22 protein-coding genes are annotated in these 23521 nt (G+C 47.8%); 19 read left to right on the top strand and 3 right to left on the bottom strand.

Annotation, left to right across the window (positions count from 1 at the left end):
• Positions 1-21: 21 nt before the first annotated feature.
• Complete coding sequence (locus A28LD_RS08535) at positions 22-1578, bottom strand: protein adenylyltransferase SelO (protein ID WP_007420677.1); 1557 nt, start codon at positions 1576-1578, stop codon at positions 22-24.
• On the bottom strand, positions 1578-5042 hold the full coding sequence (locus A28LD_RS08530; RefSeq protein ID WP_007420676.1) for a PAS domain-containing hybrid sensor histidine kinase/response regulator: 3465 nt from the start codon (positions 5040-5042) through the stop codon (positions 1578-1580). The genes A28LD_RS08535 and A28LD_RS08530 overlap by 1 nt, the downstream gene beginning before the upstream one ends.
• 257 nt (positions 5043-5299) lie before the next feature.
• Between A28LD_RS08530 and A28LD_RS08525 the strand changes: the two genes are divergently transcribed.
• The 5 genes from A28LD_RS08525 (at position 5300) to A28LD_RS08505 (ending at position 10711) form a co-directional block, all read left to right on the top strand.
• Entirely contained in the window at positions 5300-5566 is a 267-nt protein-coding gene (locus tag A28LD_RS08525; protein WP_007420675.1) for a DUF4212 domain-containing protein, read from the top strand.
• Positions 5567-5569: 3 nt separating this feature from the next.
• On the top strand, positions 5570-7276 hold the full coding sequence (locus tag A28LD_RS08520) for a sodium:solute symporter family protein (RefSeq protein WP_007420674.1): 1707 nt from the start codon (positions 5570-5572) through the stop codon (positions 7274-7276).
• Between the two features lie 191 nt (positions 7277-7467).
• A complete protein-coding gene (locus A28LD_RS08515) occupies positions 7468-9309 on the top strand; it encodes a DUF294 nucleotidyltransferase-like domain-containing protein (protein ID WP_007420673.1) in 1842 nt (613 codons plus the stop codon).
• Positions 9309-9929, top strand: coding sequence for a 3'-5' exonuclease (locus tag A28LD_RS08510; protein WP_007420672.1), 621 nt, complete (start codon positions 9309-9311; stop codon positions 9927-9929). The genes A28LD_RS08515 and A28LD_RS08510 overlap by 1 nt, the downstream gene beginning before the upstream one ends.
• Positions 9930-10450: 521 nt before the next feature.
• Positions 10451-10711, top strand: a complete 261-nt coding sequence (locus A28LD_RS08505) for a phosphopantetheine-binding protein (protein ID WP_007420671.1) — start codon at positions 10451-10453, stop codon at positions 10709-10711.
• A gap of 87 nt (positions 10712-10798) precedes the next feature.
• On the opposite strand, the gene rpsT is transcribed toward A28LD_RS08505, so the two are convergent.
• Positions 10799-11065: a 30S ribosomal protein S20 gene (gene rpsT, locus A28LD_RS08500; RefSeq protein ID WP_007420670.1), complete on the bottom strand. Its 267-nt coding sequence runs from the start codon at positions 11063-11065 to the stop codon at positions 10799-10801.
• 344 nt (positions 11066-11409) lie between these two features.
• On the opposite strand from rpsT, the gene murJ reads away from it, so the two are divergent.
• From murJ to ccmD, 14 genes are all read left to right on the top strand, one after another.
• Positions 11410-12975 carry a murein biosynthesis integral membrane protein MurJ gene (gene murJ, locus A28LD_RS08495; protein WP_272941160.1) on the top strand — a complete coding sequence of 522 codons (1566 nt, stop codon included), beginning with the start codon at positions 11410-11412 and terminating at the stop codon, positions 12973-12975.
• A 78-nt stretch (positions 12976-13053) separates the two neighbouring features.
• Entirely contained in the window at positions 13054-14037 is a 984-nt protein-coding gene (gene ribF / locus A28LD_RS08490; RefSeq protein ID WP_007420668.1) for a bifunctional riboflavin kinase/FAD synthetase, read from the top strand.
• Positions 14038-14041: 4 nt separating this feature from the next.
• Positions 14042-16873 carry an isoleucine--tRNA ligase gene (gene ileS / locus A28LD_RS08485; RefSeq protein ID WP_007420667.1) on the top strand — a complete coding sequence of 944 codons (2832 nt, stop codon included), beginning with the start codon at positions 14042-14044 and terminating at the stop codon, positions 16871-16873.
• A 26-nt stretch (positions 16874-16899) separates the two neighbouring features.
• On the top strand, positions 16900-17391 hold the full coding sequence (gene lspA / locus A28LD_RS08480; protein WP_040487250.1) for a signal peptidase II: 492 nt from the start codon (positions 16900-16902) through the stop codon (positions 17389-17391).
• A gap of 64 nt (positions 17392-17455) precedes the next feature.
• Entirely contained in the window at positions 17456-17905 is a 450-nt protein-coding gene (fkpB, locus tag A28LD_RS08475) for an FKBP-type peptidyl-prolyl cis-trans isomerase (RefSeq protein ID WP_007420665.1), read from the top strand.
• The gene (gene ispH, locus A28LD_RS08470; protein ID WP_007420664.1) at positions 17902-18858 is read left to right on the top strand and encodes a 4-hydroxy-3-methylbut-2-enyl diphosphate reductase; all 957 of its coding nucleotides are present in this window, start codon (positions 17902-17904) and stop codon (positions 18856-18858) included. Before fkpB ends, ispH begins: the two co-directional genes overlap by 4 nt.
• A 146-nt stretch (positions 18859-19004) precedes the next feature.
• Positions 19005-19547 carry a GspH/FimT family pseudopilin gene (locus A28LD_RS08465; protein ID WP_007420663.1) on the top strand — a complete coding sequence of 181 codons (543 nt, stop codon included), beginning with the start codon at positions 19005-19007 and terminating at the stop codon, positions 19545-19547.
• Between the two features lie 11 nt (positions 19548-19558).
• Positions 19559-20161 carry a prepilin-type N-terminal cleavage/methylation domain-containing protein gene (locus A28LD_RS08460; protein ID WP_158091791.1) on the top strand — a complete coding sequence of 201 codons (603 nt, stop codon included), beginning with the start codon at positions 19559-19561 and terminating at the stop codon, positions 20159-20161.
• Positions 20161-20622, top strand: coding sequence for a hypothetical protein (locus A28LD_RS08455; protein WP_007420661.1), 462 nt, complete (start codon positions 20161-20163; stop codon positions 20620-20622). The genes A28LD_RS08460 and A28LD_RS08455 overlap by 1 nt, the downstream gene beginning before the upstream one ends.
• A 56-nt stretch (positions 20623-20678) precedes the next feature.
• Positions 20679-21011: a prepilin-type N-terminal cleavage/methylation domain-containing protein gene (locus A28LD_RS08450; RefSeq protein ID WP_040487201.1), complete on the top strand. Its 333-nt coding sequence runs from the start codon at positions 20679-20681 to the stop codon at positions 21009-21011.
• Between the two features lie 117 nt (positions 21012-21128).
• Positions 21129-21776: a cytochrome c biogenesis heme-transporting ATPase CcmA gene (gene ccmA, locus A28LD_RS08445; protein WP_007420659.1), complete on the top strand. Its 648-nt coding sequence runs from the start codon at positions 21129-21131 to the stop codon at positions 21774-21776.
• Positions 21776-22468, top strand: a complete 693-nt coding sequence (gene ccmB, locus A28LD_RS08440; RefSeq protein WP_007420658.1) for a heme exporter protein CcmB — start codon at positions 21776-21778, stop codon at positions 22466-22468. Before ccmA ends, ccmB begins: the two co-directional genes overlap by 1 nt.
• 1 nt (position 22469) lies before the next feature.
• Positions 22470-23294, top strand: a complete 825-nt coding sequence (locus tag A28LD_RS08435) for a heme ABC transporter permease (RefSeq protein WP_007420657.1) — start codon at positions 22470-22472, stop codon at positions 23292-23294.
• Complete coding sequence (gene ccmD / locus A28LD_RS08430) at positions 23284-23502, top strand: heme exporter protein CcmD (RefSeq protein WP_007420656.1); 219 nt, start codon at positions 23284-23286, stop codon at positions 23500-23502. Before A28LD_RS08435 ends, ccmD begins: the two co-directional genes overlap by 11 nt.
• The last annotated feature ends 19 nt before the right edge of the window (positions 23503-23521 follow it).

The raw sequence follows: 23521 nt of genomic DNA, 5'->3' as shown, positions 1-23521 counted from the left end.
ATTTGAGCTGAAAACAAAGCACTAAGTACCACAAAAGGTGCGGGTAACTTCTTCATCCACTTTTGGTGCCTGATAAAGCTCAATTTCCAACTCTGAATTCGGCATTTTATAAGGTTCCTGCCAGGCTTCGAGTAGCTCATGAAAACGTGTTAAATCGCCATCTTCTTCGGCAGCCTGAATTGCTTCTGCTACTCGGTGATTTCGAGGAATGAGCGCAGGGTTTACTTTGCGCATACTCGCTTGCACTTGTTCCGCATTATTCTCATTTTCAATCAGCCGTTCTAACCAGCGCTGGCGCCATTCGGAAAACGCTTGGCGATCATGAAATAATGAAGAAGCAGGGCTTTGTGGCCCAATGTTTGCTGTTTGTGTGCAATTTAGCTCATTCGCAAGTTGCCAAAAAGCTTGGGTGAAATCTACATTCTGTTGGTGCAAGAGATCTAAAAATTCTTGCATTAATGCTTTGTCATTTTTGGTGGCGTGCTGAATCCCCAGTTTTGCGCCCATATTGGCTAACCATAGTTGCTCACAATATTCGCTGTATTCATCGAGTACTCTTGTGGCGAGCTCAATGGCTTCCTCTTTTTGCGTTGCCTTAGGTGTTTCGTGGTGTGAAGCATCGGCCGCCAACAACGGCAGTAGCGTTTCGGCTAGCCTTGCAAGGTTCCATTTGGCAATTTCGGGTTGCTGGCTAAACGCATAACGGCCTCGGCGATCAATGGAGCTAAACACCTTGTTGGGGTTATAGGTATCGATAAAAGCAGCTGGGCCATAATCAATGGTTTCACCACAAATTGAGGTGTTATCGGTATTCATTACCCCATGAATAAAACCTACTCGTAGCCAGCAATTCACTAATTCGGCTTGGTGTTCCGCTACCGTATTCAATAAAGCTAGGTATGGGTTACCCGCGTTACTGCTTTTTTTAATGTGTGGGAAGTGGCGCGAAATGGTGTAATCGGCAAGCGCTTTTACTTTTTCATGGCCGCCATGCAAAAGAGCGTATTGAAAACTACCAACCCGCAGATGGCTGCTCGCTACACGAGTAAAGACAGCCCCTGGAATGCCGCCATCGCGATAAACCATTTCGCCGCTTGCCACTGCCGCGAGTGCACGAGTAGTGGGAATACCGAGAGCATGCATGCTTTCACTCAATAGATATTCACGCAACACTGGACCAATCGCAGAACGGCCATCGCCACCGCGGCTGAAGGGGGTTGGCCCTGCGCCTTTTAATTGAATATCCCAGCGTTTATCGTGGTGATCAACAGCCTCAGCCATTAGCAAAGCGCGGCCATCACCCAATTGTGGTACTAAATTAGCAAATTGGTGGCCAGCATACGCAAGCGCTGCAGGCTTCGCCCATTCAGGCACTTGGTTGCCGGCCCAAATTGCTAAACCTTCATCAGTATCTTGCTCAGCGGCAGAAATATTGAGTTGTTCGGCTAGGCTTTGGTTAAAGGCTATCCACTGTGGATTCTTCACTGCAGTTGGTAGTGCATCGCGATAAAAAAAATCGCCAAGCGCTCGCAGGCTATGCGTAGTTTGGAATTCTGAGGTATGTTTAGATCTATGCATTATCGCGTTTCCTTATGCCGTTGCATGTGTTGCATCAGCGCTTTCAACTGCGCTGGCTTTACTGGCTTCGCTAAAAACTGCAGGCCAAGCTTTCGCGCTTCTGCTTTTACGTCTGGGTCGCGAACCGCAGTTACTAAAGCACCAGGAACTGGGGTTGCCCATATTTCCAATAGTGCTTTCCACAAACTAATGCCATCACCATACTCCGCAAGTTGATAATCGAGCAATGCGCCATCGGGTGCTGGGTTACTTTGTGCCCATTCAATTGCCTCGTGTGGCGTGGTGAATTGAATAGCTTGGCAACTCCATTTACTTAATAGTGCTTGCAGTGCCGCTAGGTTCTCAGGGTCATCGTCTACGCACAGAACTTGTAATCCATCATAGGCTTGGCTCGAACGCTCTGGCCTAGTGCGCGGAATTACTTTTGCTGCGGAACCTAAAGGCACTAAAACTGAGAAACGCGATCCCTTACCAAGTGCCGATTTGATAGCTAACGGACAATCTAACTGTTCTGCCATACGTTTGGCTACGCTTAACCCCAAACCAACGCCGCTAATAGAACCTTGATGTAAACGAATAAAGGCTTCAAATACCTCAGTATGCTTTTGCTCGGGAATTCCTGGGCCAGTATCCCATACCGCTAGCTCAGCAAATTCACCTTTTTGGCGCACCGAAAGCAACACCTTGCCGCTTTCGGTGTACTTAATCGCATTCGATAGGAAATTTTGGATGATGCGGCGTAAGTAAGTTGGGTCGGTGTACACTGTTAGGTTACGAAGGCGTGCCTTAAACTGCAAATCTTGTTGTTCGGCCAATACCGAATATTCTGGCACCAATGGCCCTAGAATAGTATTTAAATCAATGTGCTTGAGCTGAGGCTGCATAGCGCCTTGCTCCATTTTTGCAATTGAAAGCAATGCAGAAAGTAAGTGCTCAGTGGAATCTAACGCGTTGTCTACCTTGTGCAAAAGCCCCTGATTCTTTGGCCCCAAAGGTTGTTGGTCTACCGCTGAAAGATACAAACGCGCGGCATTTAAGGGCTGTAATATATCGTGGCTGGCTAGGGCTAAAAAGCGCGTTTTACTGGCGTTGGCAAATTCAGCTTCGCCTTTCGCAGCCTGCAATGCTACTTCAATCTCCCGGCGGCGCTCTATCTCTTCAGTAAGTTCGCGGTTAATTTCACGAACTTCATCGGTGCGGCTGCGAATGCGCGCTTCCAAATCTATATTGGCATCTTCTAAAGCCTGTTGGGTTTCAATGTGTTCAGTAACATCGGTAAAACTCGTAACAAAGCCACCATTGGGCAGTGGCTTGCCAATCATTTCTATTACTCGGCCATCGGAACGGCGGCGAATAAACCTATGCGCGGAACCTTGCTGCATGTAACGCAAGCGCTTAGCTACTAGTTCATCAGTATCACCCACACCGCACTCGCCGCGCTCGGCGTTATAGCGAATTAAATCGGCAATTGGCCTGCCGGGTTGCACCATGCCATCGGGGTATTCGAAAAGCTCAAGATAACGGCGGTTCCACACCACCAAGCGCAAATGTTTATCAACTACTGAAATACCTTGTGCAAGGTTTTCTAATGAGCTGAACATTATCGATTGCTGGTCTTGCAATGCTTGCGTGGTGTCGTCGAAAAAGTGCACCACCTCTTCAAGGTTAAGTTGCCGGTTTTCTAATGCCGCGTTTACTAATGAACGTGCCGTGGCTGCACCTAATACACCGCTTATTGCTCGCTCGGCGTAATCAGTGAATTGCATATCGGCAACACCTTGGCGGTTTAGTGGCTGGTGGCGTTCGTAGGCTTTCACCAATTCTTCACAGCGTTCGTTACCTAGAAAAGTTTCCATTAGCAATACTAAATCGGCCACACGGGTTTCTTGTAGATTGTTATTTTCAGTAATCGGCTCGCCGTTTTTTCTTGGTTTTACGAATGCGGTAGCTTGAATTTTATCAACTAACGCGGGCACCGCGAGGTAGCTAAATAGCACATAGGCAGCCACATTTAACGCCACACTGATAACAGTACCGTGAGTGATAATTTGTTCCGCAAGGGCAACTTCTGATCGTGAAAGTGGCAGTAAAATGGCGAAGAGCCAACCTAGTAGGCCAGCAATTAATCCCATATAAACCCCTTGCGCATGGCCTTTGCGCCAATACATGCCGCCAATAATGGCCGGCAATAGCTGCAGCACTAACGAAAATGCCAGTAAGCCTATACTTACTAGATTTAATTGTGCCACCCATAAGTGATAACAAGCCCAACCGAGCATCAGAACCGCAACAATTGCTTGCCGCCGCACTCGAATTAAGCGCCGGGAAAACCGATGAGGTTGTGGTATCTTTCGGCCTTCGCGGGTAAGCCATAGAGGCATTACCACATCGTTACTAATCATTGTGCTTAGGGTAAGCGTGGCGATAATAACCATGGCTGTTGCCGCTGATATACCGCCGATATACACCAAAATAGCTAACCAAGTTTGGCCATACAAAAATGGAATTAAAAGCGGATAAACCGAGCCATCACCAGCTGAACCTGCGTTATTGCCAAGTAGTGCTACGCCGCTTATAGCAATGGCTGCAATCGCAAGCGATGTAAGTAATAAATACAGGGGGAAAAGCCAACGCGCTGTTTTTAAATGCTGAATATCAACGTTATCAACCACGCTCACGTGGAATTGCCGCGGTAAACATAAAATTGCACCCGCTGCCATGGCCAGCTGAATGAAGAATTCAGGCGTTAGGGCACCGCGGAAGCTCCAACCGGAATCGAGATTTAGGCTTTGTATGTGATTAGCAAAGTTGGCATCGGAGCCGCTACGAAATAATATCCACGCAAAAATAGCAGTACCGCAGAGCGCTACTAGTTTCACGGTAGATTCAAAGGCAATAGCGAGCATCATGCCGCTGCGATATTCGGTTACTTCTAACCTGCGAGTACCAAATACAATAGCAAACGCAGCCATAAGAATAGCCACACCGAGCTCCTTGTATGAATTGCTACTCGCTTCTGGGCTTAGTTGGCTGAGAACGTTAAAGCTTATACCGACAGCTTTTAGTTGCAGGGCTATGTAAGGAATAACTGCTGCGGCGGCAATAATGGTAACCACTAGCGCCATTTTGTGGCTTTTGCCATAACGGGAAGCAATAAAATCGGCAATCGAAGTGATATTTTGTTGCTTGCTAACGGCCACCAGTTTGCGCACTACTGGCATCCCGAACATATACAGAAGAATAGGGCCAAGAAGAATGGGTAGGAAGCTCCAACCGCTATCAATTGCGTTGCCAACAGCGCCGTAATAGGTCCAAGTAGTGCAGTAGATAGCTAACGATAGGCCATACACCCATGGGTGTAAGCTGATTTTGTAACCTAAACTATTTTTTTTCTCGCCCCACAAAGCTATCAGAAACAGCAGTGCAATGTAGCTAACGGCGGAAATGATTAAGATCCAAGTCATGTTTTATTCTTCTTCACAAATCGATGTGCTCAGAGTACTTGTTTCTGGGTGTTTAGTTAAGCCTTCTGTTGTTCCGGCTCTTGTTGAACTAAATATTAAAGCAAGTAAAACACAGCGGCTAATTTCCGGTATTAGACTAACGTCCAATTTCGCAAAACCTCAACTTCTACGATGCTAGTCCTCGTACATTGGAAAGAACCACCCGTAGATTAAAAATAATTGGGTGGCACCCATAATAACAACTGGAGGACACGCGCATGGCATTTGAATCGCAAGATCATGCCAAGGCCTATTGGAAAGAGAATCTTTCGTTAATGCTTAAGTTATTAACTGTTTGGTTCGTGGTTTCTTTTGGGTTCGGTATCATATTGGTTGATGTGCTTAATCACATTACCTTCTTCGGCTTTAAGTTGGGCTTTTGGTATGCACAACAGGGCGCAATTTACACCTTTATCGTGTTGATTTTCATCTACATCAAGCAGATGAACAAACTCGATAAAAAATACAAGGTTGAAGAGGAATAAACCATGGATATTAAAACACTTACATTTATCGTGGTTGGTGCAACTTTTGCCTTGTATATCGGTATTGCGATTTGGGCACGTGCAGGTTCTACCAACGATTTCTACGTAGCAGGCGGTGGTGTTCCACCCGTTGCAAACGGTATGGCAACAGCAGCCGATTGGATGTCTGCGGCATCGTTTATTTCAATGGCAGGCTTAATCTCTATTCTTGGCTATGATGGTAGTGTTTACCTCATGGGTTGGACGGGTGGTTACGTGCTGCTAGCGCTATGCTTGGCGCCTTATTTGCGCAAGTTTGGTAAGTTTACCGTTCCTGATTTTATCGGTGATCGGTATTACTCACAAACCGCTCGAACGGTAGCCGTTATTTGTGCAATCTTGGTTTCGTTCACCTATATCGCTGGCCAAATGCGCGGTGTAGGCGTGGTATTCAGCCGTTTCTTAGAGGTAGATATCACCACCGGCGTGCTGATTGGCATGGCAATGGTTTATTTCTACACGCTCTTGGGCGGTATGAAAGGTATTACATACACCCAGGTAGCGCAGTATTGTATCTTGGCCTTTGCATACACAGTGCCAGCGGTATTCATCACTATGCAAATGACCGGGCATTTCTTACCACAAACAGGTTTTGGTGCCACGTTAGCAGATGGTTCCGGGCTCTACTTGTTAGAACGGCTCGATGGCCTCTCTACCCAACTCGGCTTTGCTGAGTATACTGAGGGTACGAAATCTGGCATTGATGTGTTTGCTATTACCATGGCATTAATGGTGGGTACTGCAGGTTTACCACACGTTATTATTCGTTTCTTCACGGTGCCAAAAGTTAGTGATGCACGCCGGTCAGGTGGTTGGGCTCTGGTATTTATAGCGGTTGTTTACACTACTGCGCCTGCTATTGCGTCGATTACCAAGGTGAACATTCTAAATACGTTGAACGGGCCTGATCAGCAAGGGGTTCTCTATGAGAATGCACCTAGTTGGGTGAATACCTGGGAGAAAACGGGCCTTATTCAGTGGGAAGATAACAACGAAGATGGCCGTATGTTCTTTTCGAATGACGAACGCAATGAGATGAGCGTTGATGCGGATATCATCGTTTTGGCGAGCCCGGAAATTGCAAACTTACCAAACTGGGTTGTTGCATTAATTGCTGCCGGTGGTGTTGCTGCGGCTTTATCAACCTCAGCTGGCTTGCTCCTTGTTATTTCAAGTTCCGTTTCCCACGATTTACTGAAACGAACCTTGATGCCAAATATTACCGATAGGCAAGAATTGCTCTACGCAAGAATTGCAGCCGGTGTTGCGGTATTAATTGGTGCGTACTTTGGTATTAATCCACCAGGTTTTGTGGCGCAGGTGGTCGCCTTCGCGTTCGGTCTGGCTGCGGCCTCGTTCTTCCCGGCAATTATTATGGGTATCTTCCATAAACGCATGAACAGTGCGGGTGCAATTGCCGGTATGGTAGTTGGTATTGTGTTCACCTTGAGCTACATTATCTACTTCCGTTTCGTGAACCCAGCGGCCGATACGCCTGAAAACTGGTTGTTTGGAATCTCACCAGAGGGTATTGGTACCGTAGGTATGGTTCTAAATTTCGTGGTAGCACTGGTAGTGTTGAAGTTCACTAAAGATGCACCAGAAGAAATACAGGAAATGGTGGAATCAATCCGTTATCCGAAAGGATCCGGTGCGGCAACTAGCCATTAAGCCGAAGCTTTAAAACATTTAATATGTTTTGCAGTAACCAAGCCCCGGCATTGCCCGGGGCTTTTTTCAGTTAAACAGCAGGAAAAGCACCATAGAAAGTGGTGTCTGACACCACTTTCTATGGTGCTTAAATAAGGGTGGCGAGAAGATGGTGTCAGGCACCATCTTCTATGGCACCCGAGGGGGTTGGTATGGCCAGTGTAAGTGCAGATACGCGCGATTTTTTGGCGAACACACCGCCGTTCGATAGCTTGAACGCTGAGCTGCTTCAATATGCGGCTGAGCAGATGCAAGCGATGTACGTATGCCAAGATAACCGGCAAGATATTATGCAGCCAGATTCTCATCAGCTCTATTTAGTGCGCTCGGGAGCATATGATCTGGTGGATAAAGAAAATCAACACCTTGATCGATTAGAACCGGGTGATTTATTCGGTTTTCCCTCATTGCTAACCGGTCGAAAAATCACTAATAAATTGCAAGTAATTGCCGATGGCATAATTTGGATTTGGCCAGAAGCCGCATTCAACGAACTTCGCCGGCAGAGCCAAGGCTTTGAACGTTATTTTGTAAATGCCCATGGGCAGCGATTGTTAGCCGAACAAGGAAAAACTCAAGGGCCCGATTGGAGCGAGAAAACGATTGCTTCAGTGATTACTCGTAAGCCCATTCAAATAAGCAGCACCGCTTCCATCCAAAGTGCCGCAAAGCTTATGTCGGCAGAGCGAGTTTCTTGCTTGTTGGTGGTTGATGATCAGCAGTTGCGCGGAATTCTAACCGACCGCGATCTACGCAACCGGGTTGTGGCTGTGGGCGTTAACTTCGATGTTTCGGTAGCTGCGGTTATGACTCCCATGCCGGCTATTATTTATGCCCGTGATAGCCTCTTCGATGCGTTAACGATGATGGGGCAAGCTAATATTCACCATTTACCGGTTCTAGATGATAACGAAATACCCATTGGCGTGTTAACGAACACTGATTTAATGCAGCAGCAGCGTAGTGAACCGGTGCTATTGATTAACGCGTTATTTAAAGCCCCTAACCGTGAAGCATTAGTAATTGAGGCTGCAAAAATTCCAGATTATTTGCGCAGTTTTGCCAGCCGGGTAAAAGATATTGGCATTGTTGGAAGGTTGCTCACATCGCTCACCGATGGCATTACCCGCAAACTTATCCGCCTTTATGAACAAGAGCACGGGAGTGCGCCTTGCACCTATGTTTGGCTCGCATTTGGTTCACAAGCACGCGGCGATCAAACCTTGGGTTCTGATCAAGATAATGCGCTACTGTTGCCAGATGAAATAACCGATGGGCAACGGCAATGGTTCGCTGAAATGTCGGTGTATGTTTGTGAAGGCTTGGCTGATTGCGGCATTCGTTTGTGCCCAGGCAATATTATGGCGATGAACCCAGATTTACAGAAAAATCGCCTTGAGTGGCGGGAAAAGTTTCTCAAGTGGATTCGCTCGCCTACGCCAAAAGCGATTATGCACTGCATGATTTTCTTTGATAGCCGGGCGGTTGCGGGAAGCCATCTGCTTTACCGGCAGCACCGCGAAGAAATAGCTAAATTAGCGAAACAAGATATGTTCCTAGCAAATATTGCGCGCCACATTGGTGAACTAAGTGTGCCATTGGGATTATTTAATCGCTTCCGCACCAAAAGTGAAGGCGATTTCGAATACATTGATATCAAGAAGCAGGCGGTAGCGATTCTGAACGATATAGTGCGTTTGTATAGCTTGGCTGCGGGTTTAACGGTGCCTTCAACCCCAGCTCGCTTAGAACAATTAAAAAGTGCCAGCTCGTTGAGCGATAAAGATAACCAGAATCTGCTCGAAGCTTGGCAGTTTCTCACTGGGTTACGCTTAACCGCGCAGATGTACCGTAACGAGGAGTCAAAAATACCGTCTAATTCGGTAGACCCTGAATCTTTGAGTACGATGCAGCGGCGGCAGCTAAAGGCGGCTTTTAAAGTAATTAAAGATGCCCAGCAAGGTGTATCGTTTAAATTTGGGCGGAACATGTAATGTTTGAAAAAATGGCGAGCTGGCACCATTTAAGGGCACCGTGGCAAGAGGCTAAATGGCTGGCGATTGATATTGAAACCAATGGTTTAGATGCGAAAGGCGATGCCATGCTGGCGCTGGCTTGGGTGCGCATCGCGCCGCCACGCATACTGCAGAATCAAGCAGAATACCGGGTAGTGAACACCAATTTAGAACTAACTCAAAGCGCTGTCATTCACCAGTTGTCATTGCGTGATATTGCTGCGGGTATGCCATTGGAAGAGGTGTTGGCCGAATTTATCAAAGCTGCGGAAGGTGCAATTATCGTAGCTCATAACGCACAATTCGATACCGCGGTGCTTCAACAAGCTCTAAAGCAAGCGAATATGAAATGGCAACCCGATGGTGTTTATTGCACACTGCGCGCCGAACGCCGCCGATTAGAGCGCCAATCACAAATCCTAAAACTCGATTCTCTAACGCTTGCAGCTTGCCGTAAACGCTACGGCCTCGATGCATTCAGCGGCCATCACGCTCTAAACGATGCTATCGCCTGCGCCGAGCTCTTTCTCGCGCAGGCCTTCCGTTCTAGTTCCGGGCATCACCCCAACGCTCGCGCGCTCTTAAAAGAAGGGCGTTAAACCCAAAAACGAATTTCTCCGGGGCTAACGGGGTATACATCTGAGAAGCCCTGAGCGCCGCCCCAACCCGCCCGGGGGCCAAGCGTGGAAGCCGCAAAACCGCATACTCGACTACCCCAGCGCGAGCCGACGCCATCTTGCCAATGCAGAAATGTCCGCGCCAAGGATGGCGCGGAACATAGCGCACATGGATGTGCTCGCAGCGGTTCTGCATTGGCAAGATGGGATCGGCGGAAGCAGGGGTAAGCGCCGATGTTGATTTGCGGCTTCCACGCTTGGCCCCCGGGCGGGTTGGGGTGACGCTAAGGGCTTGTCAGGTAAATGCTCATTGCGATTAGTTTTTGGGTGCTCGATTAATAGTTTATTTCGCAGAAAATCAGGTTGTTCTGGTGATTCGTTCTTAAAAGCGCGGCTTTTTTCCGGAAAATTGCTGCAAATACATACAGAATCAGTATACTCGGCTGCATAAATTAAACATAACTATAACAAATTCGTTACTAGGTGAGCCGAAAGAGGGCGTTGTGACCATTCGTGACTATCAATTAGAAGCACTTATCCGTGATGTAATGGATGAAGTTGCAGCCGAAACCAGCTGTGAAGAGCTGGGTGTTATTGAACACAATACGGTGCTGAGTGAAAGTGGTTTAGATTCGCTAAGTTTCGCAATGGTTATAGCTCGTTTAGAAGAACGCCTTGGTTATGATCCGTTCTCGCGATTACCCAAAGACCAGTTTCCACATACATTCTCGGAGTTGGTTGCCACTTATCGGCGCGAATTGTAGTAAAACATGAATTTCAGACACAAAAAAACCGCCATCGGCGGTTTTTTTCGTTTCAACTCAACAAAAAGTTGCTTGCTAAAGCGAAGCTTATGCAGCTAACGATTTGATTTGAGCAGATAAACGGCTCTTATGGCGAGCAGCTTTATTCTTATGAATTAAGCCTTTGGCCGCGTAGCGGTCCATAACAGGAACAAGGGCAGCGAAAGTTTGCTGTGCCTGAGCCTGGTCACCTGCAGCGATAGCCGCTTGAACTTTTTTAAGATAAGTGCGCATCATTGAGCGACGGCTGGCATTGTGGCGACGATTGTTTTCTGATGTAACCGCGCGCTTTTTCGCAGACTTGATGTTAGCCAAGGTTAAACTCCTGATAATTCGTAAACTGTGCCGGACTTTTTAAGGCCGAGGATTTTCCCTCTTTTGCGTTTAAAAGTCAACGGATTCGATAAAAGATTGTGCGCGCATACTACGGATCTAGGCGCCATTACGCAACCACTATTTCGTATATTTTCGCTAATCTACTGACTTTGCGATTCCTTTGCTTCCGCGTAAGGTTCTGCTCGTGCTAATCTTTGTTTAAATACAGTTGATAAAAGCTGCCAACAAGGATTTCCAGCACTGTGAACAACGAACCTTCCGGTGGGGCACCGAAAAAATCACCTGCGCGCGAGCCTTTACCAGAAGTAAAAGGTGGGCTAGGTGTGCCGCAGGCGCCACGATTATTGCGTTCGGGCATGATTGTAAGCGTAATGACGTTCCTATCTCGAATTATGGGATTGGTGCGTGATATTGCGATTGCTGCGCTTATGGGTGCGGGTGCTGCTGCCGATGTGTTCCTGTTTGCGAATAAAATTCCTAACTTTCTCCGCCGCCTATTTGCCGAAGGTGCCTTTGCGCAAGCCTTTGTTCCGGTGCTTACCGAATATCACCGTGGTAAATCATTAGATGAAACTCGGCTGTTACTAGCGCGAGTTTCGGGAACGCTGGGCACCCTAGTTGGGGTTATCACCTTGCTTGCGGTAATTTTTTCACCGGTTGTAGCCGCACTCTTCGGTATGGGCTGGTTTAAAGAATGGTTACAAGGCGGGCCCGACGGCGAAAAGTTTGAAACGGCCAGTTTGTTGCTGCGCATCACCTTTCCTTATTTGTTTTTTATTACCCTAACGGCTTTATCTGGCGCTGCGTTGAACGTAATGGGGCGTTTTGGTGTGGCGGCCTTTACCCCAGTGCTACTGAATGTTTCGATTATTGCGGCGGCTATTTGGTTAGCACCACAGCTTGAACAACCAGAAATCGGCTTGGCTATCGGCGTGTTCGTTGGCGGCATAGTGCAGTTCTTGTTTCAAATTCCATTTTTGAAGCAAGCTGGGTTATTAGTTATGCCTAAGTGGGGTTGGCGAGATCCGGGGGTGGTAAAAATTCGCACCCTAATGATACCGGCTTTGTTTGGGGTATCGGTAAGCCAAATCAACTTGTTGCTCGATACGGTTATTGCCAGCTTCCTAGGCACCGGCCCTATTAGTTGGTTGTATTACGCTGATCGCATGCTGGAATTCCCCCTCGGCTTATTTGGCATTGCTATTGCTACGGTTATTTTACCGGCGTTATCAGCGCGCCATGTAGATAAATCACTAGAGCACTTTCGTACCACGCTAGATTGGGGCGTGCGCATGGTTGTGATGCTCGGGCTGCCCGCCATGGCGGGGCTTTTCGTATTGGCTGAGCCCCTTATATTAGTGTTATTTCAGCGTGGCTCGTTTACTCCTGATGCTGCGCTGCAATCATCCTTCGCGCTAATGGCTTACGCCACTGGCCTGCTCAGCTTCATGTTGGTAAAGGTGTTAGCAGCCGGTTTCTTCTCGCGCCAAGATACCAAACGCCCAGTGAAGTACGGCATTATCGCTATGGCAGCGAACATGGTTTTAAACCTTATTCTGGTAATCCCATTTGGCTTCGTAGGCTTGGCGTTGGCTACCGCACTTTCAGGAACGATAAATGCTTTACTGCTGGGTGTTGTGCTTTACCGCGAGGGCGTATTGGTATTATCGCCGGAAACGCGGCGTTTTTTGTTGCAAGTAACCTTAGCTACCGGGGTAATGATTGCGCTGCTGTTATGGTTAGACCCGAGCCGTAGCGCTTGGGTGGCTTCAGGCCTGGGTGAACGCGTACTCTGGTTATCAGGCCTTATTGCCGCTGGTGGTGGCGCATTTATCGTGAGTTGGTTAGTGTTTGGCGGCCGGCCACGGCAGCTGCGAGTTGCTAGCTGAAACAGGTTGCTGATCGGCAACTAAAATCTTCATTCAAGCGATGCAGCTTGCTTCGCTTTAGCGTATAATCGCGCGTCTATGGAATTAATTCGTGGTTTACATAATATAGCAGCGCGGCATCGTGGCTGTGTGCTTACAATCGGCAACTTTGATGGCGTACATTTGGGCCATCAAGCGGTGTTGGCGCGTGTGCGTGAGCAAGCGGAACGTTTGCATGTGCCCGCAGCTGTGATGATCTTTGAACCGCAGCCGTTGGAATTGTTTGCTCCGCACCGTGCTCCCGCGCGCTTGAGCCGGTGGCAAGATAAATGGCAAATGTTCCGCCAATGTGGCATGGATAGAATGCTAATCACCCAGTTTAATCAACGTTTTGCGAGTTTAACTGCCGAAGCGTTTATTGAGCAGGTGTTAGTTGCACAGCTTGGTGTTAAGTTATTGGTGGTGGGCGATGATTTTCGCTTTGGTAAAGGCCGCAGCGGCGATTTCGCATTGCTGCAAGAGGCGGGCAAACGCTTAGGTTTTAGCGTAATTGATACCAAGAGTTATCGCACAGAAAACATTCGCGTATCCAGCACGGCTATTCGTAGTGCGTTGGAAACCGCTGATTTTGCCGCGGCCGAACATATGTTGGGGCGGCCATTTTCGTTTACCGGCCGTGTTCGCCACGGCGAGAAACGCGGGCGCACCATTGGTTTTCCAACCGCTAATATTGCATTACAGCGGCAGCAGTCGCCTTTAAAAGGGGTGTTTGCGGTAACCGCTGAAGTAAGCGGCAAAGTTTATGGTGGCGTGGCCAATATTGGCCGCAAGCCAACCGTTAATGGCGAGCGAGAATTACTGGAAGTACATTTGTTCGGTTTTCAGCCAACACCTGAGCTACCCGATCTTTACGGCAAGGCTCTTACCGTGACACCATTAGTGTGGTTGCGAGATGAGCACAAATTTAACTCGTTTCCCGAGTTGCAGAACCAAATACAGCAAGATGCAGAAGCGGCGCGTGCTTATTTAGCAGCGAACGCAACCAATTTAACGAAGAATGATGTAACCGAAGAGTGGACCTGACTGCATGAGTGATTATAAGCATACCTTAAACCTCCCGGACACGGCCTTTCCAATGCGTGGCAACCTAGCCCAACGCGAGCCGGAAATGCTGAAGAATTGGTATCAAGATAACCTTTACGGAAAAATTCGTGAAGCGCGCGCAGGCCGAGAAAAATTTATTCTGCACGATGGCCCTCCATATGCAAACGGTTCGATTCACATTGGCCATGCAGTAAACAAAATTATTAAAGATATGGTGGTTAAATCAAAAACCTTAAGCGGTTTTGATTCGCCGTATGTTCCTGGTTGGGATTGCCACGGCCTTCCAATTGAGCTTGTAGTGGAAAAGAAATATGGCAAACCGGGCAAGAAATTAAACGATGCTGAGTTTCGGCAAAAATGCCGCGAATACGCGCTTACCCAAGTAGATGGCCAGCGTGAAGATTTCAAACGCCTAGGTGTATTTGGTGATTGGGATAACCCGTATTTAACGATGAATTTCGCCCAAGAAGCGAACATCATTCGTGCGCTGGGCGCTATCATTGAACGTGGCCATTTGCAGCAAGGCTTTAAGCCGGTGCATTGGTGTACTGATTGTGGCTCTGCGTTGGCTGAAGCGGAAGTTGAATATAAAGATAAAGCTTCGCCTGCCATTGATGTGCGTTTCCCGGTAATCGATACCGATAAAGTAGCCGATTTATTTGCTCATCCGGAAGGGCATGCAGGTAAAGGCCCTATCAGTATGCTGATTTGGACCACTACGCCATGGACAATCCCGGCCAGCCAAGCGGTAACGCTGGAACCTACCATTGAATATGCATTAGTGCAGGTGGAAGGCGATAAACCAGAGCGGCTTATTTTGGCTACTGAGCTGGTTACTGAAGCCATGGAGCGCTATGGCATTAACAAATACCATAAACTGGGTTTCTGTACCGGAAAAGCGTTAGAGTTGGTTGCTTTAAAGCACCCATTGTATGAGCGCCAAGTGCCAGTGATTTTAGGCGAGCACGTTACTACTGAATCGGGTACCGGTTGTGTGCACACAGCTCCGGGCCACGGTGTTGACGATTTCAACGTTGGCCTTGTATATAACTTGGAAGTGTATAACCCGGTAAATGATCACGGTGTATATAAAGAAGATACGCCGATGTTTGCAGGCCAACACGTGTTCAAAGCGAACCCGGTTATTGTTGATGCGCTGCGTGATGCGGGCACATTGATTCACCATGAAAGCTTTGATCACAGCTATCCGCATTGCTGGCGCCACAAAACACCTATTATTTTCCGTGCTACCCCGCAGTGGTTTATTAGCATGGAAAAACAAGGGTTGCGTGCGCAAGCATTGAGCGAGATTAAGCAAGTGCGTTGGGTTCCAGAATGGGGCGAAAACCGCATTGCTGGCATGATCGATGGCCGCCCAGATTGGTGTATTTCACGCCAACGTACTTGGGGTGTGCCGTTAACCTTATTTATTCACACAGAAACCGCCGAGCCGCACCCGAATTCGCTTGAGTTACTTGAGCGAGTAGCAAAAAAAGTGGAAGTGGAAGGTATTCAGGCTTGGTTTGATTTAGAGGCAAGTGAATTACTCGGCGAAGAAGCTAAGCATTATCGTAAGCTCACCGATACCTTAGATGTGTGGTTCGATTCTGGCGTAACCCATCATTGTGTTTTAGCGCAAGATGAAAACTTACAGTGGCCAGCAGATTTGTATTTAGAAGGTTCAGATCAGCACCGTGGTTGGTTCCAATCATCATTGCTTACCGGTGTAGCTATTCGTGGGCAAGCGCCTTATAAGCAAGTACTCACTCACGGTTTCACCGTTGATCAGCATGGGCGTAAGATGTCGAAATCGCTGGGCAATGTGGTATCACCGCAAGATGTTATGAATAAACTCGGTGGCGATATTCTGCGTTTGTGGGTGGCCAGTAACGATTACACCGCAGAAATGACAGTATCGGACGAAATTTTGAAACGTTCAGCTGATTCATATCGCCGTATTCGTAACACTGCTCGGTTCTTGTTAGCCAATATCAATGGCTTCAACCCAGCAGAGCACCAAGTGCCAGTAGCTGAAATGGTTGAGCTCGATCGCTGGATTGTGGCGCGAGCAGAAGCGTTACAAAACGAAATTCGGGAAGCTTTCGATAACTATCAGTTCCTTGCTGTTGTGCAAAAACTAATGCATTTCTGCTCGATTGAACTGGGTAGTTTCTATCTTGATATTATTAAAGATCGCCAATACACCGCGAAAGCAAATAGTGTAGCTCAGCGGTCGTGCCAAACTGCGCTGTGGCATATTTCTGAAGCGCTTGTGCGTTGGATTGCGCCAATTTGTAGCTTTACCGCACAAGAACTCTGGGAATTAATGCCGGCGCCAGTGAGCGGCACACGGGAAAAATACGTGTTTACCGCAGAATGGTATGCAGATTGGCCCACACGCACTGAAGGTAAAGTAAGTGATAGCCAATGGCAGCAACTTTTAGAAGTTCGAGATGCGGTGAACGGTGCTCTAGAGCAAGCTCGCCGCGATGAAATTATTGGTGGTGCGCTACAAGCGGAAGTAACACTATTTGTTGATGAAGCATTACAAAGCACTTTGAACGTACTGGGTAATGAATTGCGCTTTGTGTTGTTAACTTCTGGTGTGCGTTTAGCACCGTTAAGCGAAGCCGGTGATGCGCGCGCAACGGAACTTGCCAGCCTGAAAGTTGCCGTAGAGCGTACCAGCCACAGTAAATGTGGCCGTTGTTGGCATCACACTGCCGATGTGGGTAAAGATACTACACATCCGGAATTATGTGGCCGCTGCGTTACTAACGTGGATGGTGCGGGCGAAAGCAGGGAATTTGCATAATGTCGGCAGCAAACGAGAAAACACCAGTGCCAAGCCAGTGGCGCCAAAGTGGTTGGCACTGGTGGTGGCTGGTTGTGATTTTGGTTATAGCTGATCAAGCCACAAAGTGGCTAGTGGTAGCAAATATGCCGCTATTTAGCCGCATTAACTTGTTGCCCTTTTTTGATTTAGTACATGTTCGTAACTATGGTGCGGCGTTCAGCTTTTTAAGCGATCAAGGTGGTTGGCAGCGTTGGTTCTTTAGCGTGATTGCGGTGGTGATTAGCTTGGTACTGATTGTAATGCTGCGCCGGCAACCGAAATCGATGAAAGCCGCTAATTTAGGCTTTGGTTTGATTATATCGGGTGCTATTGGCAACGTAATTGATCGGATTAATTATGGTTATGTAGTTGATTTTCTCGACGTTTACGTTGGTAGTTATCATTGGCCGGCATTTAACGTAGCCGATAGCTGTATTGTTATTGGCGCGGGCTTGATTATCTTTGATGGTTTTTTCAGTAATCGCCAGCAAAGTTAACCTTGAGCGGTTGCGTGAAGCAACACCTTGAGCCAGAAATGTATTTTAAAAAGAGTAGTAGTGTATGAGCGAGCAAGTGGTAGCAATAGGCCTAGGTAGCCATGTGGTATTGCATTTTTCAATAAAGTTGGAAGATGGTTCGGCTGCGGATAGCACAAAAGTTCATGGCAAACCGGCTCGCCTTACTATTGGCGATGGTAATTTAACTAAGAGTTTTGAAGATTGTTTGCTCGGGCTTAAAGCCGGTGATAACGAAGAATTTACCTTAGAGCCAGAAGATGCTTTTGGTAAACCTCTACCTGAGAATATTTATCATATTGAGCGAGTGCGCTTTTCTGGTGAAACACCAGCTGAGGTGGGCGCAATTATTTCGTTCAGCCAGCCGAATGGCAGCGAAATTCCGGGTATTGTTCGGGAAGTAACTGCTGATGTTGTTACTGTAGATTTTAATCACCCATTAGCTGGGCAGCGGGTAACCTTTGCCGTAGAAGTGCTCAGCGTGGAGGCACCATGAAAATCATTCTTGCCAACCCACGTGGCTTTTGTGCCGGTGTAGATCGCGCTATTACTATTGTTGAACAAGCGCTCGCTATGTTTTCGCCGCCGATTTATGTTCGCCATGAAGTAGTGCATAACAAGCACGTGGTTGATGGTTTGCGTGAACGTGGTGCGGTGTTTGTGGAAGAGCTCGATCAAGTACCTGATGATAGCATTGTGATTTTTAGTGCTCACGGCGTATCGCGTGCCGTGCGGGATACGGCAACCGCGCGTGGCTTGAAAGTGTTCGATGCAACATGCCCGCTGGTTACTAAAGTTCATATGGAAGTAACCCGCGCTAGCCGCCGTAACCATGAATGTGTGTTGATTGGTCATGCGGGGCATCCAGAAGTAGAAGGCACCATGGGCCAATATAGCAGTGCCGAGGGTGGTATCTACTTGGTGGAATCAGTAGCGGATGTAGCCACGCTGAAAGTAAAGAACTCTGATGAATTGCATTACATGAGCCAAACCACGTTATCGGTCGATGATACTGCCGATATCATTGATGCCTTGCGTGTTCGCTTTCCAAATATTAACGGCCCGCGCAAAGATGATATTTGTTACGCTACGCAAAATCGCCAAGATGCGGTGCGTGATCTTGCCCATGAGGTTGATGTGCTGCTAGTAGTGGGTGCACGCAATAGCTCGAATTCTAATCGGTTAGCTGAGTTAGCTGAAAAAATGGGTACTCGAGCCTATCTTATTGATGATGCCAGTTGTATTGATACGCAATGGCTTGCGGGTGCGGCTACAGTTGGTGTTACTGCAGGTGCCTCAGCACCAGAAGTATTAGTGAAAAACGTGGTTGATTGGTTGCGCGCACACTCTGGTGCCGAGGGCAGTGAGCCCGATGTAGAAGAGCGTTCTGGCCGCGAAGAGAACATTACGTTTTCGATTCCTCCTGAGTTGCGGGTGGTTGAGGTATAATTTTTCAGTTTACCGAACCAAGCAGAAATCATTTAAAGCCGAAGCTAAGCCTTCGGCTTTTTTGTGGGTGCCTGTTCAATCGTAGCTGATAGCGAGGAAGCAAAAGCGTGCGCAATTGCGGAAGATACTGGTAAAGCTCATGTTCAATGCCACACTTCAGTGGTGTTTTTCTATTGCATGGGCACGTTATGCGGGGCTTTTCGCTGGTTGAAATAATGCTGGTTACGTTACTGATTACTGTGCTTGGGGCTATGGGTTGGCCAGCGCTGCAGCGCAACTTATGGCAACAGCAGCTCTACAGCAGCGGTGAGCAACTTTATGCCGCGATTCGCAATGCGCGTTTGCGGGCTATTACTTCTGGTACAGACCAATGGTTTGGGTTTACCGTAAGCGGCGAATTGTGCTTTTGGCAAACCGAGCAGCGGCCGCAAGTATGTGTTCATGAAACATCCACAAGTGAACGTGTTGTGCCTACTGATTCCTCAGCAATCATGATTTCTACCAACCTAGCACCCATACCCGCAGCACGTTTTAGCGCTTTCAACGGTATGGCGGGCTTCAATGCGGGGCGCTTTCAAATAAGCCATAAAGAATTGCCAAATCAAAGTATTCATGTGGTGATTTCTACCCTAGGGCGTATACGTATCTGCATTACCGGGGCAAATAACTCGAGGTTTGCGAAATGCTAGGTGTTTGCAAAATGGTATACGGTGATGAAATTTCACCCACAAAAGTTCACAACTGTGAACTAAATCCAATTAGCGGTCGAAAACAGCATGGATTTAGCCTACTCGAACTATTATTGGTTATTGCGCTGAGTGGCCCAATTATTTATGCAGGGCTGAGTACGCATAGCTATTTTTGGGCGAAAGCATGGCAGGCCCAGTTAAAAACTCGAGAAACGCAAAACTTCTATGCTCTGGGGCATTGGCTGGTTCGCGATCTTCGCTACGAATTACAAAACTACAGTAGCGATTTCCAGTGGCGAGAACAGAACCAGTGTCTTTTGTTCGCGAATAAAGGCGTGCGGTTACGCAACCAACAATTGCAATGGAAACCAAATGAAGGTGATTGTACTAGCAATGGCTGGCTGGGCTTGCACGATGCCTCGGGCTTCAAAGTTACCAGTTTTGATTTTTTCGAGCTAAACCAAGGCTATTTTCAAGTTTGCATTAGTGGTGAAGTAAACGGTGAATTAGATGTGGATACGCCCCCTTTACAGTGGTGTTATTCCTGGCATAGGGGTTTACCGCAAGGCTCGCTATCTTCAATTTATACCATGAGCAGAAGGGCTCCAGCCTGATGATCGCCGTTGTATTAGTGCTGATTAACCTCACCACAGTAATTTTACTGAGCAGTATTGAAGATGGCTTGCAAACTTGGCGCTTAAGCCAGCATGATTTGCAGCTCGCTCGCGCTTGGCGAGCGGCTGATAGTGCGCGTTTTTATGCGTTATCACAGTTTCAACAAGGGTTGCCGATTCCAATAACGGTGAATCTACCTAGCGGATGGCAGGTGTTACTAGAACGGCGCTCGGTGAATTGCTCCGAAGCGCCAATAGATAAGGTTTCCGCTAGAACTTCAGGTGGCACCACGAAAACGGCAAATAACGCAGTAAAAAATGCAGATGAAGAACCACTCGAGTATCAATGCTGGCATATGAGTATCGATGTTCAACAGCCTTCCTATCAAATACGCGTGGTGCAAAACCTTTGGCTTATAGAAGATCAGTATGGAGTGCGCGCATGGCTGCGAGGCATTTAATGCGAGGGCGAACTAATTGGAGGTATATCCCAAGCAAACCTCTGTCGCGGAAACGTGTGTTTCAAAAACCCATACCGCCTAAAAAAGGCGGCTTTACCTTACCAGAGGTAATGCTGTGTTTGGTCATTATTACCCTCAGCTTGCCAGCCGCTGTTAATTTACTGGCGCATTCCACTAGTTTTTGGCAGCGTGCAAATAGTGCCTATAGCGAAGATAGCGAGTTGCAAGAATGGCTTACCCTGTGGCAACAAAGTGCACCTAGCGGAACCCGCACTGGCCAATTTAGTGATGGCCGGAATTGGCGCATTGAAAGTATTGGTGAGTTGCACTCTTGGTGGGTAGAAGCTTCAGATGTAAGCCCTGAAGAACGTGGATGGTACTTGCCGTAATTATTTATTGATCGAGTGCAAAGCCACGGTAAAGGGCAAGCAGGCAGCGCTGCCGATTCATGCCTGAAAGTATCGCTTGCACACCTATTTTCGTGTTAGCATAAGTGCAATTTATCTATGAGTGATAAGGTAGCTGTGCCGGTGCTTTTAGAAGCGAACGAACTGATGTCGATACGCGGCGAGCGAACGCTATTTAGCGATTTGCAACTTCGTGTGCAGGCAGGCGAAATTTGGCAAATAGAAGGGCCTAACGGTGCTGGGAAATCTAGCCTGTTACGCATTCTTGCCGGGCTATTGCCAGCGCAAGCCGGTTCCGTTAGTTTTCAGCAACAGCTAATCAGCGAAGATCGCGAAGCCTATTACCAGAATTTATTGTTTATTGGTCATAAAGCGGGTGTTAAGCCCGAGCTTACGGCTATTGAAAACCTCGAGTTTTACGCCGCAGTTCAGGGTGTAGAGCTAAAAGAAACACCTTACGAACTGTTGGCAAAAGTGGGCCTTGTAGGCCTTGAAGATATTCCGGCGCAGGGCCTATCGGCCGGCCAGCAGCGGCGCATTGCACTCGCTCGGTTATGGCTTACGCAAGCTTCACTATGGATTCTCGATGAACCATTTACAGCGCTCGATGTTGAAGGCATTGCCCTCCTGCATGCCCGCTTCGCTGAACATCTAAAGGCCGGTGGCGCCATAATCCTTACCTCTCACCAAGAGCTGATCACTGAATTCTACCAAGTGCAGGCATTACGTTTGAGGTATCAGCACTGATGTTGCAAGCAAACCCAGTATCCGCATGGAAAGTATTTAAACAAATAATACAGCGTGATATTCGCGTGGCTTCGCGGCAACGCAGCGATTTGTTAAACCCACTGATATTTTTACTTATCGTGGTTACCCTTTTCCCTTTGGGAGTAGGGCCGGGCCCGGATATTCTAGGCCGCATAGCACCGGGCGTAATTTGGGTTTCAGCATTGCTATCGAGCATGCTTGGGCTTGAACGTTTGTTCCGAGATGATTTCCGCGATGGTGCGCTGGAACAAATGCTGCTGTTGCCAGTACCGGTAGAAATCAGTGTTTTTGCCAAAATTGTTGTGCACTGGCTGCTAACCGCCGTGCCTGTGTTGGTGATTACGCCCTTGTTGGCATTATTAATGAATTTACCTATTCAGGCTTGGGGCGTGTTATGGCTGACCCTTTTGTTAGGAACGCCCGTATTAAGTGCTGCAGGCGCAATTGGTGTAGCGCTAACGGTAAGCCTGAATAAAGGTGGCGCATTATTGAGTTTGTTATTATTACCCCTGCTAATTCCGCTGCTGATTTTTGCCACAGCAGCTGTCGAAGCCGCGGTTGTTGGTGTTTCACCAGCTGGCCCGCTGGCATTAATTGGAGCTTTCATGGTGCTGAGCATCACTTTAGCCCCGTTCGCGGTGAAAGCCGGATTACGAGTGAGTGTAAATTAATATGTGGCGTTGGTTACACCCGTATGCAAAACCTGAAGCAACTTTTGCCTTAAACCAAAAGTTAATCCCTTGGTTCGCAATACCAGGCTTAGTTCTCGTTATCGTGAGTTTTGTGTGGGGCTTAGCCTTTGCGCCGCCAGATTATCAGCAGGGCGAAAGTTACCGGATTATTTTTGTGCATGTGCCCTCAGCTATGTGGGCTATGGGTTTTTATGTGGGAATGGCCATTGCTGGTGTAATCGCGTTAGTTTGGCAAATACGCACCGCTGAGCTAGCTATTTTAGCGATTGCCCCGGTAGGTGCAGTGCTAACCTTTATTTCCTTATTTACTGGTGCCATTTGGGGCCAGCCAATGTGGGGAACTTGGTGGGTGTGGGATGCACGATTAACCGCGCAGTTAATTCTATTGTTTTTGTATTTGGGCGTAATGGCGCTTTACGTAGCCTTTGAAGATGAGCGAGCTGGCGCAAAAGCTGCCAGCATCTTGGCTATTGTTGGGGTTATTAATATCCCCATTATTCATTACTCGGTTTATTGGTGGAATACATTACACCAAAAATCTACGGTTACCCGAGCCATTACGCGCCTTGAAGCACCGAGTATTGCGCCCGAAATGTTGTGGCCGTTGTTGGTGAGTATTTTAGCTATGTTGTTGGTATGTGCCGCGTTAGTGCTTATGCGCTTGAACAACGAAATTCTTCGCCGTGAAATACATCGGCCGTGGGCGCTGCAGCATTTAGGCATTAGTTTTGCCACCACTGATGGCGAACAAAGCGGCAAGCAAGAGAACAAGAAAGATCAGAAAGGGGGCGCAGATGCAGTTTGATAGTTGGCAAGCGTTTATCAATATGGGCGGCTATGGCATTTATGTGTGGTCGTCTTTCGCCGGAACCTTTCTTTGCCTTGGTTTATTAGCATTGGAAGCCACTTGGCGGCGCTCAATATTAGTGCGTGAAGCCACCAAGCAAGCTGCCCGGGCCGAGCGCATTTTGCGTGCTAGAGCGGCTAAAAAACAAGCCGCCAGAAAGAACTGAATTAAAGAAACTGAGAGAT

This window comes from Idiomarina sp. A28L (assembly GCF_000218785.1).
Lineage (GTDB): Bacteria > Pseudomonadota > Gammaproteobacteria > Enterobacterales > Alteromonadaceae > Aliidiomarina.
This window is presented reverse-complemented; position numbering and strand designations above follow the sequence as displayed.

What these genes read in the sequence shown, in the direction of transcription:
- A28LD_RS08535 (WP_007420677.1), bottom strand. Translation starts at nt 1,578, where the DNA reads ATGCATAGATCTAAACATACCTCAGAATTCCAAACTACGCATAGCCTG.
- A28LD_RS08530 (WP_007420676.1), bottom strand. Translation starts at nt 5,042, where the DNA reads ATGACTTGGATCTTAATCATTTCCGCCGTTAGCTACATTGCACTGCTG.
- A28LD_RS08525 (WP_007420675.1), top strand. Translation starts at nt 5,300, where the DNA reads ATGGCATTTGAATCGCAAGATCATGCCAAGGCCTATTGGAAAGAGAAT.
- A28LD_RS08520 (WP_007420674.1), top strand. Translation starts at nt 5,570, where the DNA reads ATGGATATTAAAACACTTACATTTATCGTGGTTGGTGCAACTTTTGCC.
- A28LD_RS08515 (WP_007420673.1), top strand. Translation starts at nt 7,468, where the DNA reads ATGGCCAGTGTAAGTGCAGATACGCGCGATTTTTTGGCGAACACACCG.
- A28LD_RS08510 (WP_007420672.1), top strand. Translation starts at nt 9,309, where the DNA reads ATGTTTGAAAAAATGGCGAGCTGGCACCATTTAAGGGCACCGTGGCAA.
- ribF (WP_007420668.1), top strand. Translation starts at nt 13,054, where the DNA reads ATGGAATTAATTCGTGGTTTACATAATATAGCAGCGCGGCATCGTGGC.
- ileS (WP_007420667.1), top strand. Translation starts at nt 14,042, where the DNA reads ATGAGTGATTATAAGCATACCTTAAACCTCCCGGACACGGCCTTTCCA.
- fkpB (WP_007420665.1), top strand. Translation starts at nt 17,456, where the DNA reads ATGAGCGAGCAAGTGGTAGCAATAGGCCTAGGTAGCCATGTGGTATTG.
- ispH (WP_007420664.1), top strand. Translation starts at nt 17,902, where the DNA reads ATGAAAATCATTCTTGCCAACCCACGTGGCTTTTGTGCCGGTGTAGAT.
- A28LD_RS08465 (WP_007420663.1), top strand. Translation starts at nt 19,005, where the DNA reads ATGCCACACTTCAGTGGTGTTTTTCTATTGCATGGGCACGTTATGCGG.
- A28LD_RS08460 (WP_158091791.1), top strand. Translation starts at nt 19,559, where the DNA reads ATGGTATACGGTGATGAAATTTCACCCACAAAAGTTCACAACTGTGAA.
- A28LD_RS08455 (WP_007420661.1), top strand. Translation starts at nt 20,161, where the DNA reads ATGATCGCCGTTGTATTAGTGCTGATTAACCTCACCACAGTAATTTTA.
- ccmA (WP_007420659.1), top strand. Translation starts at nt 21,129, where the DNA reads ATGAGTGATAAGGTAGCTGTGCCGGTGCTTTTAGAAGCGAACGAACTG.
- ccmB (WP_007420658.1), top strand. Translation starts at nt 21,776, where the DNA reads ATGTTGCAAGCAAACCCAGTATCCGCATGGAAAGTATTTAAACAAATA.
- A28LD_RS08435 (WP_007420657.1), top strand. Translation starts at nt 22,470, where the DNA reads ATGTGGCGTTGGTTACACCCGTATGCAAAACCTGAAGCAACTTTTGCC.
- ccmD (WP_007420656.1), top strand. Translation starts at nt 23,284, where the DNA reads ATGCAGTTTGATAGTTGGCAAGCGTTTATCAATATGGGCGGCTATGGC.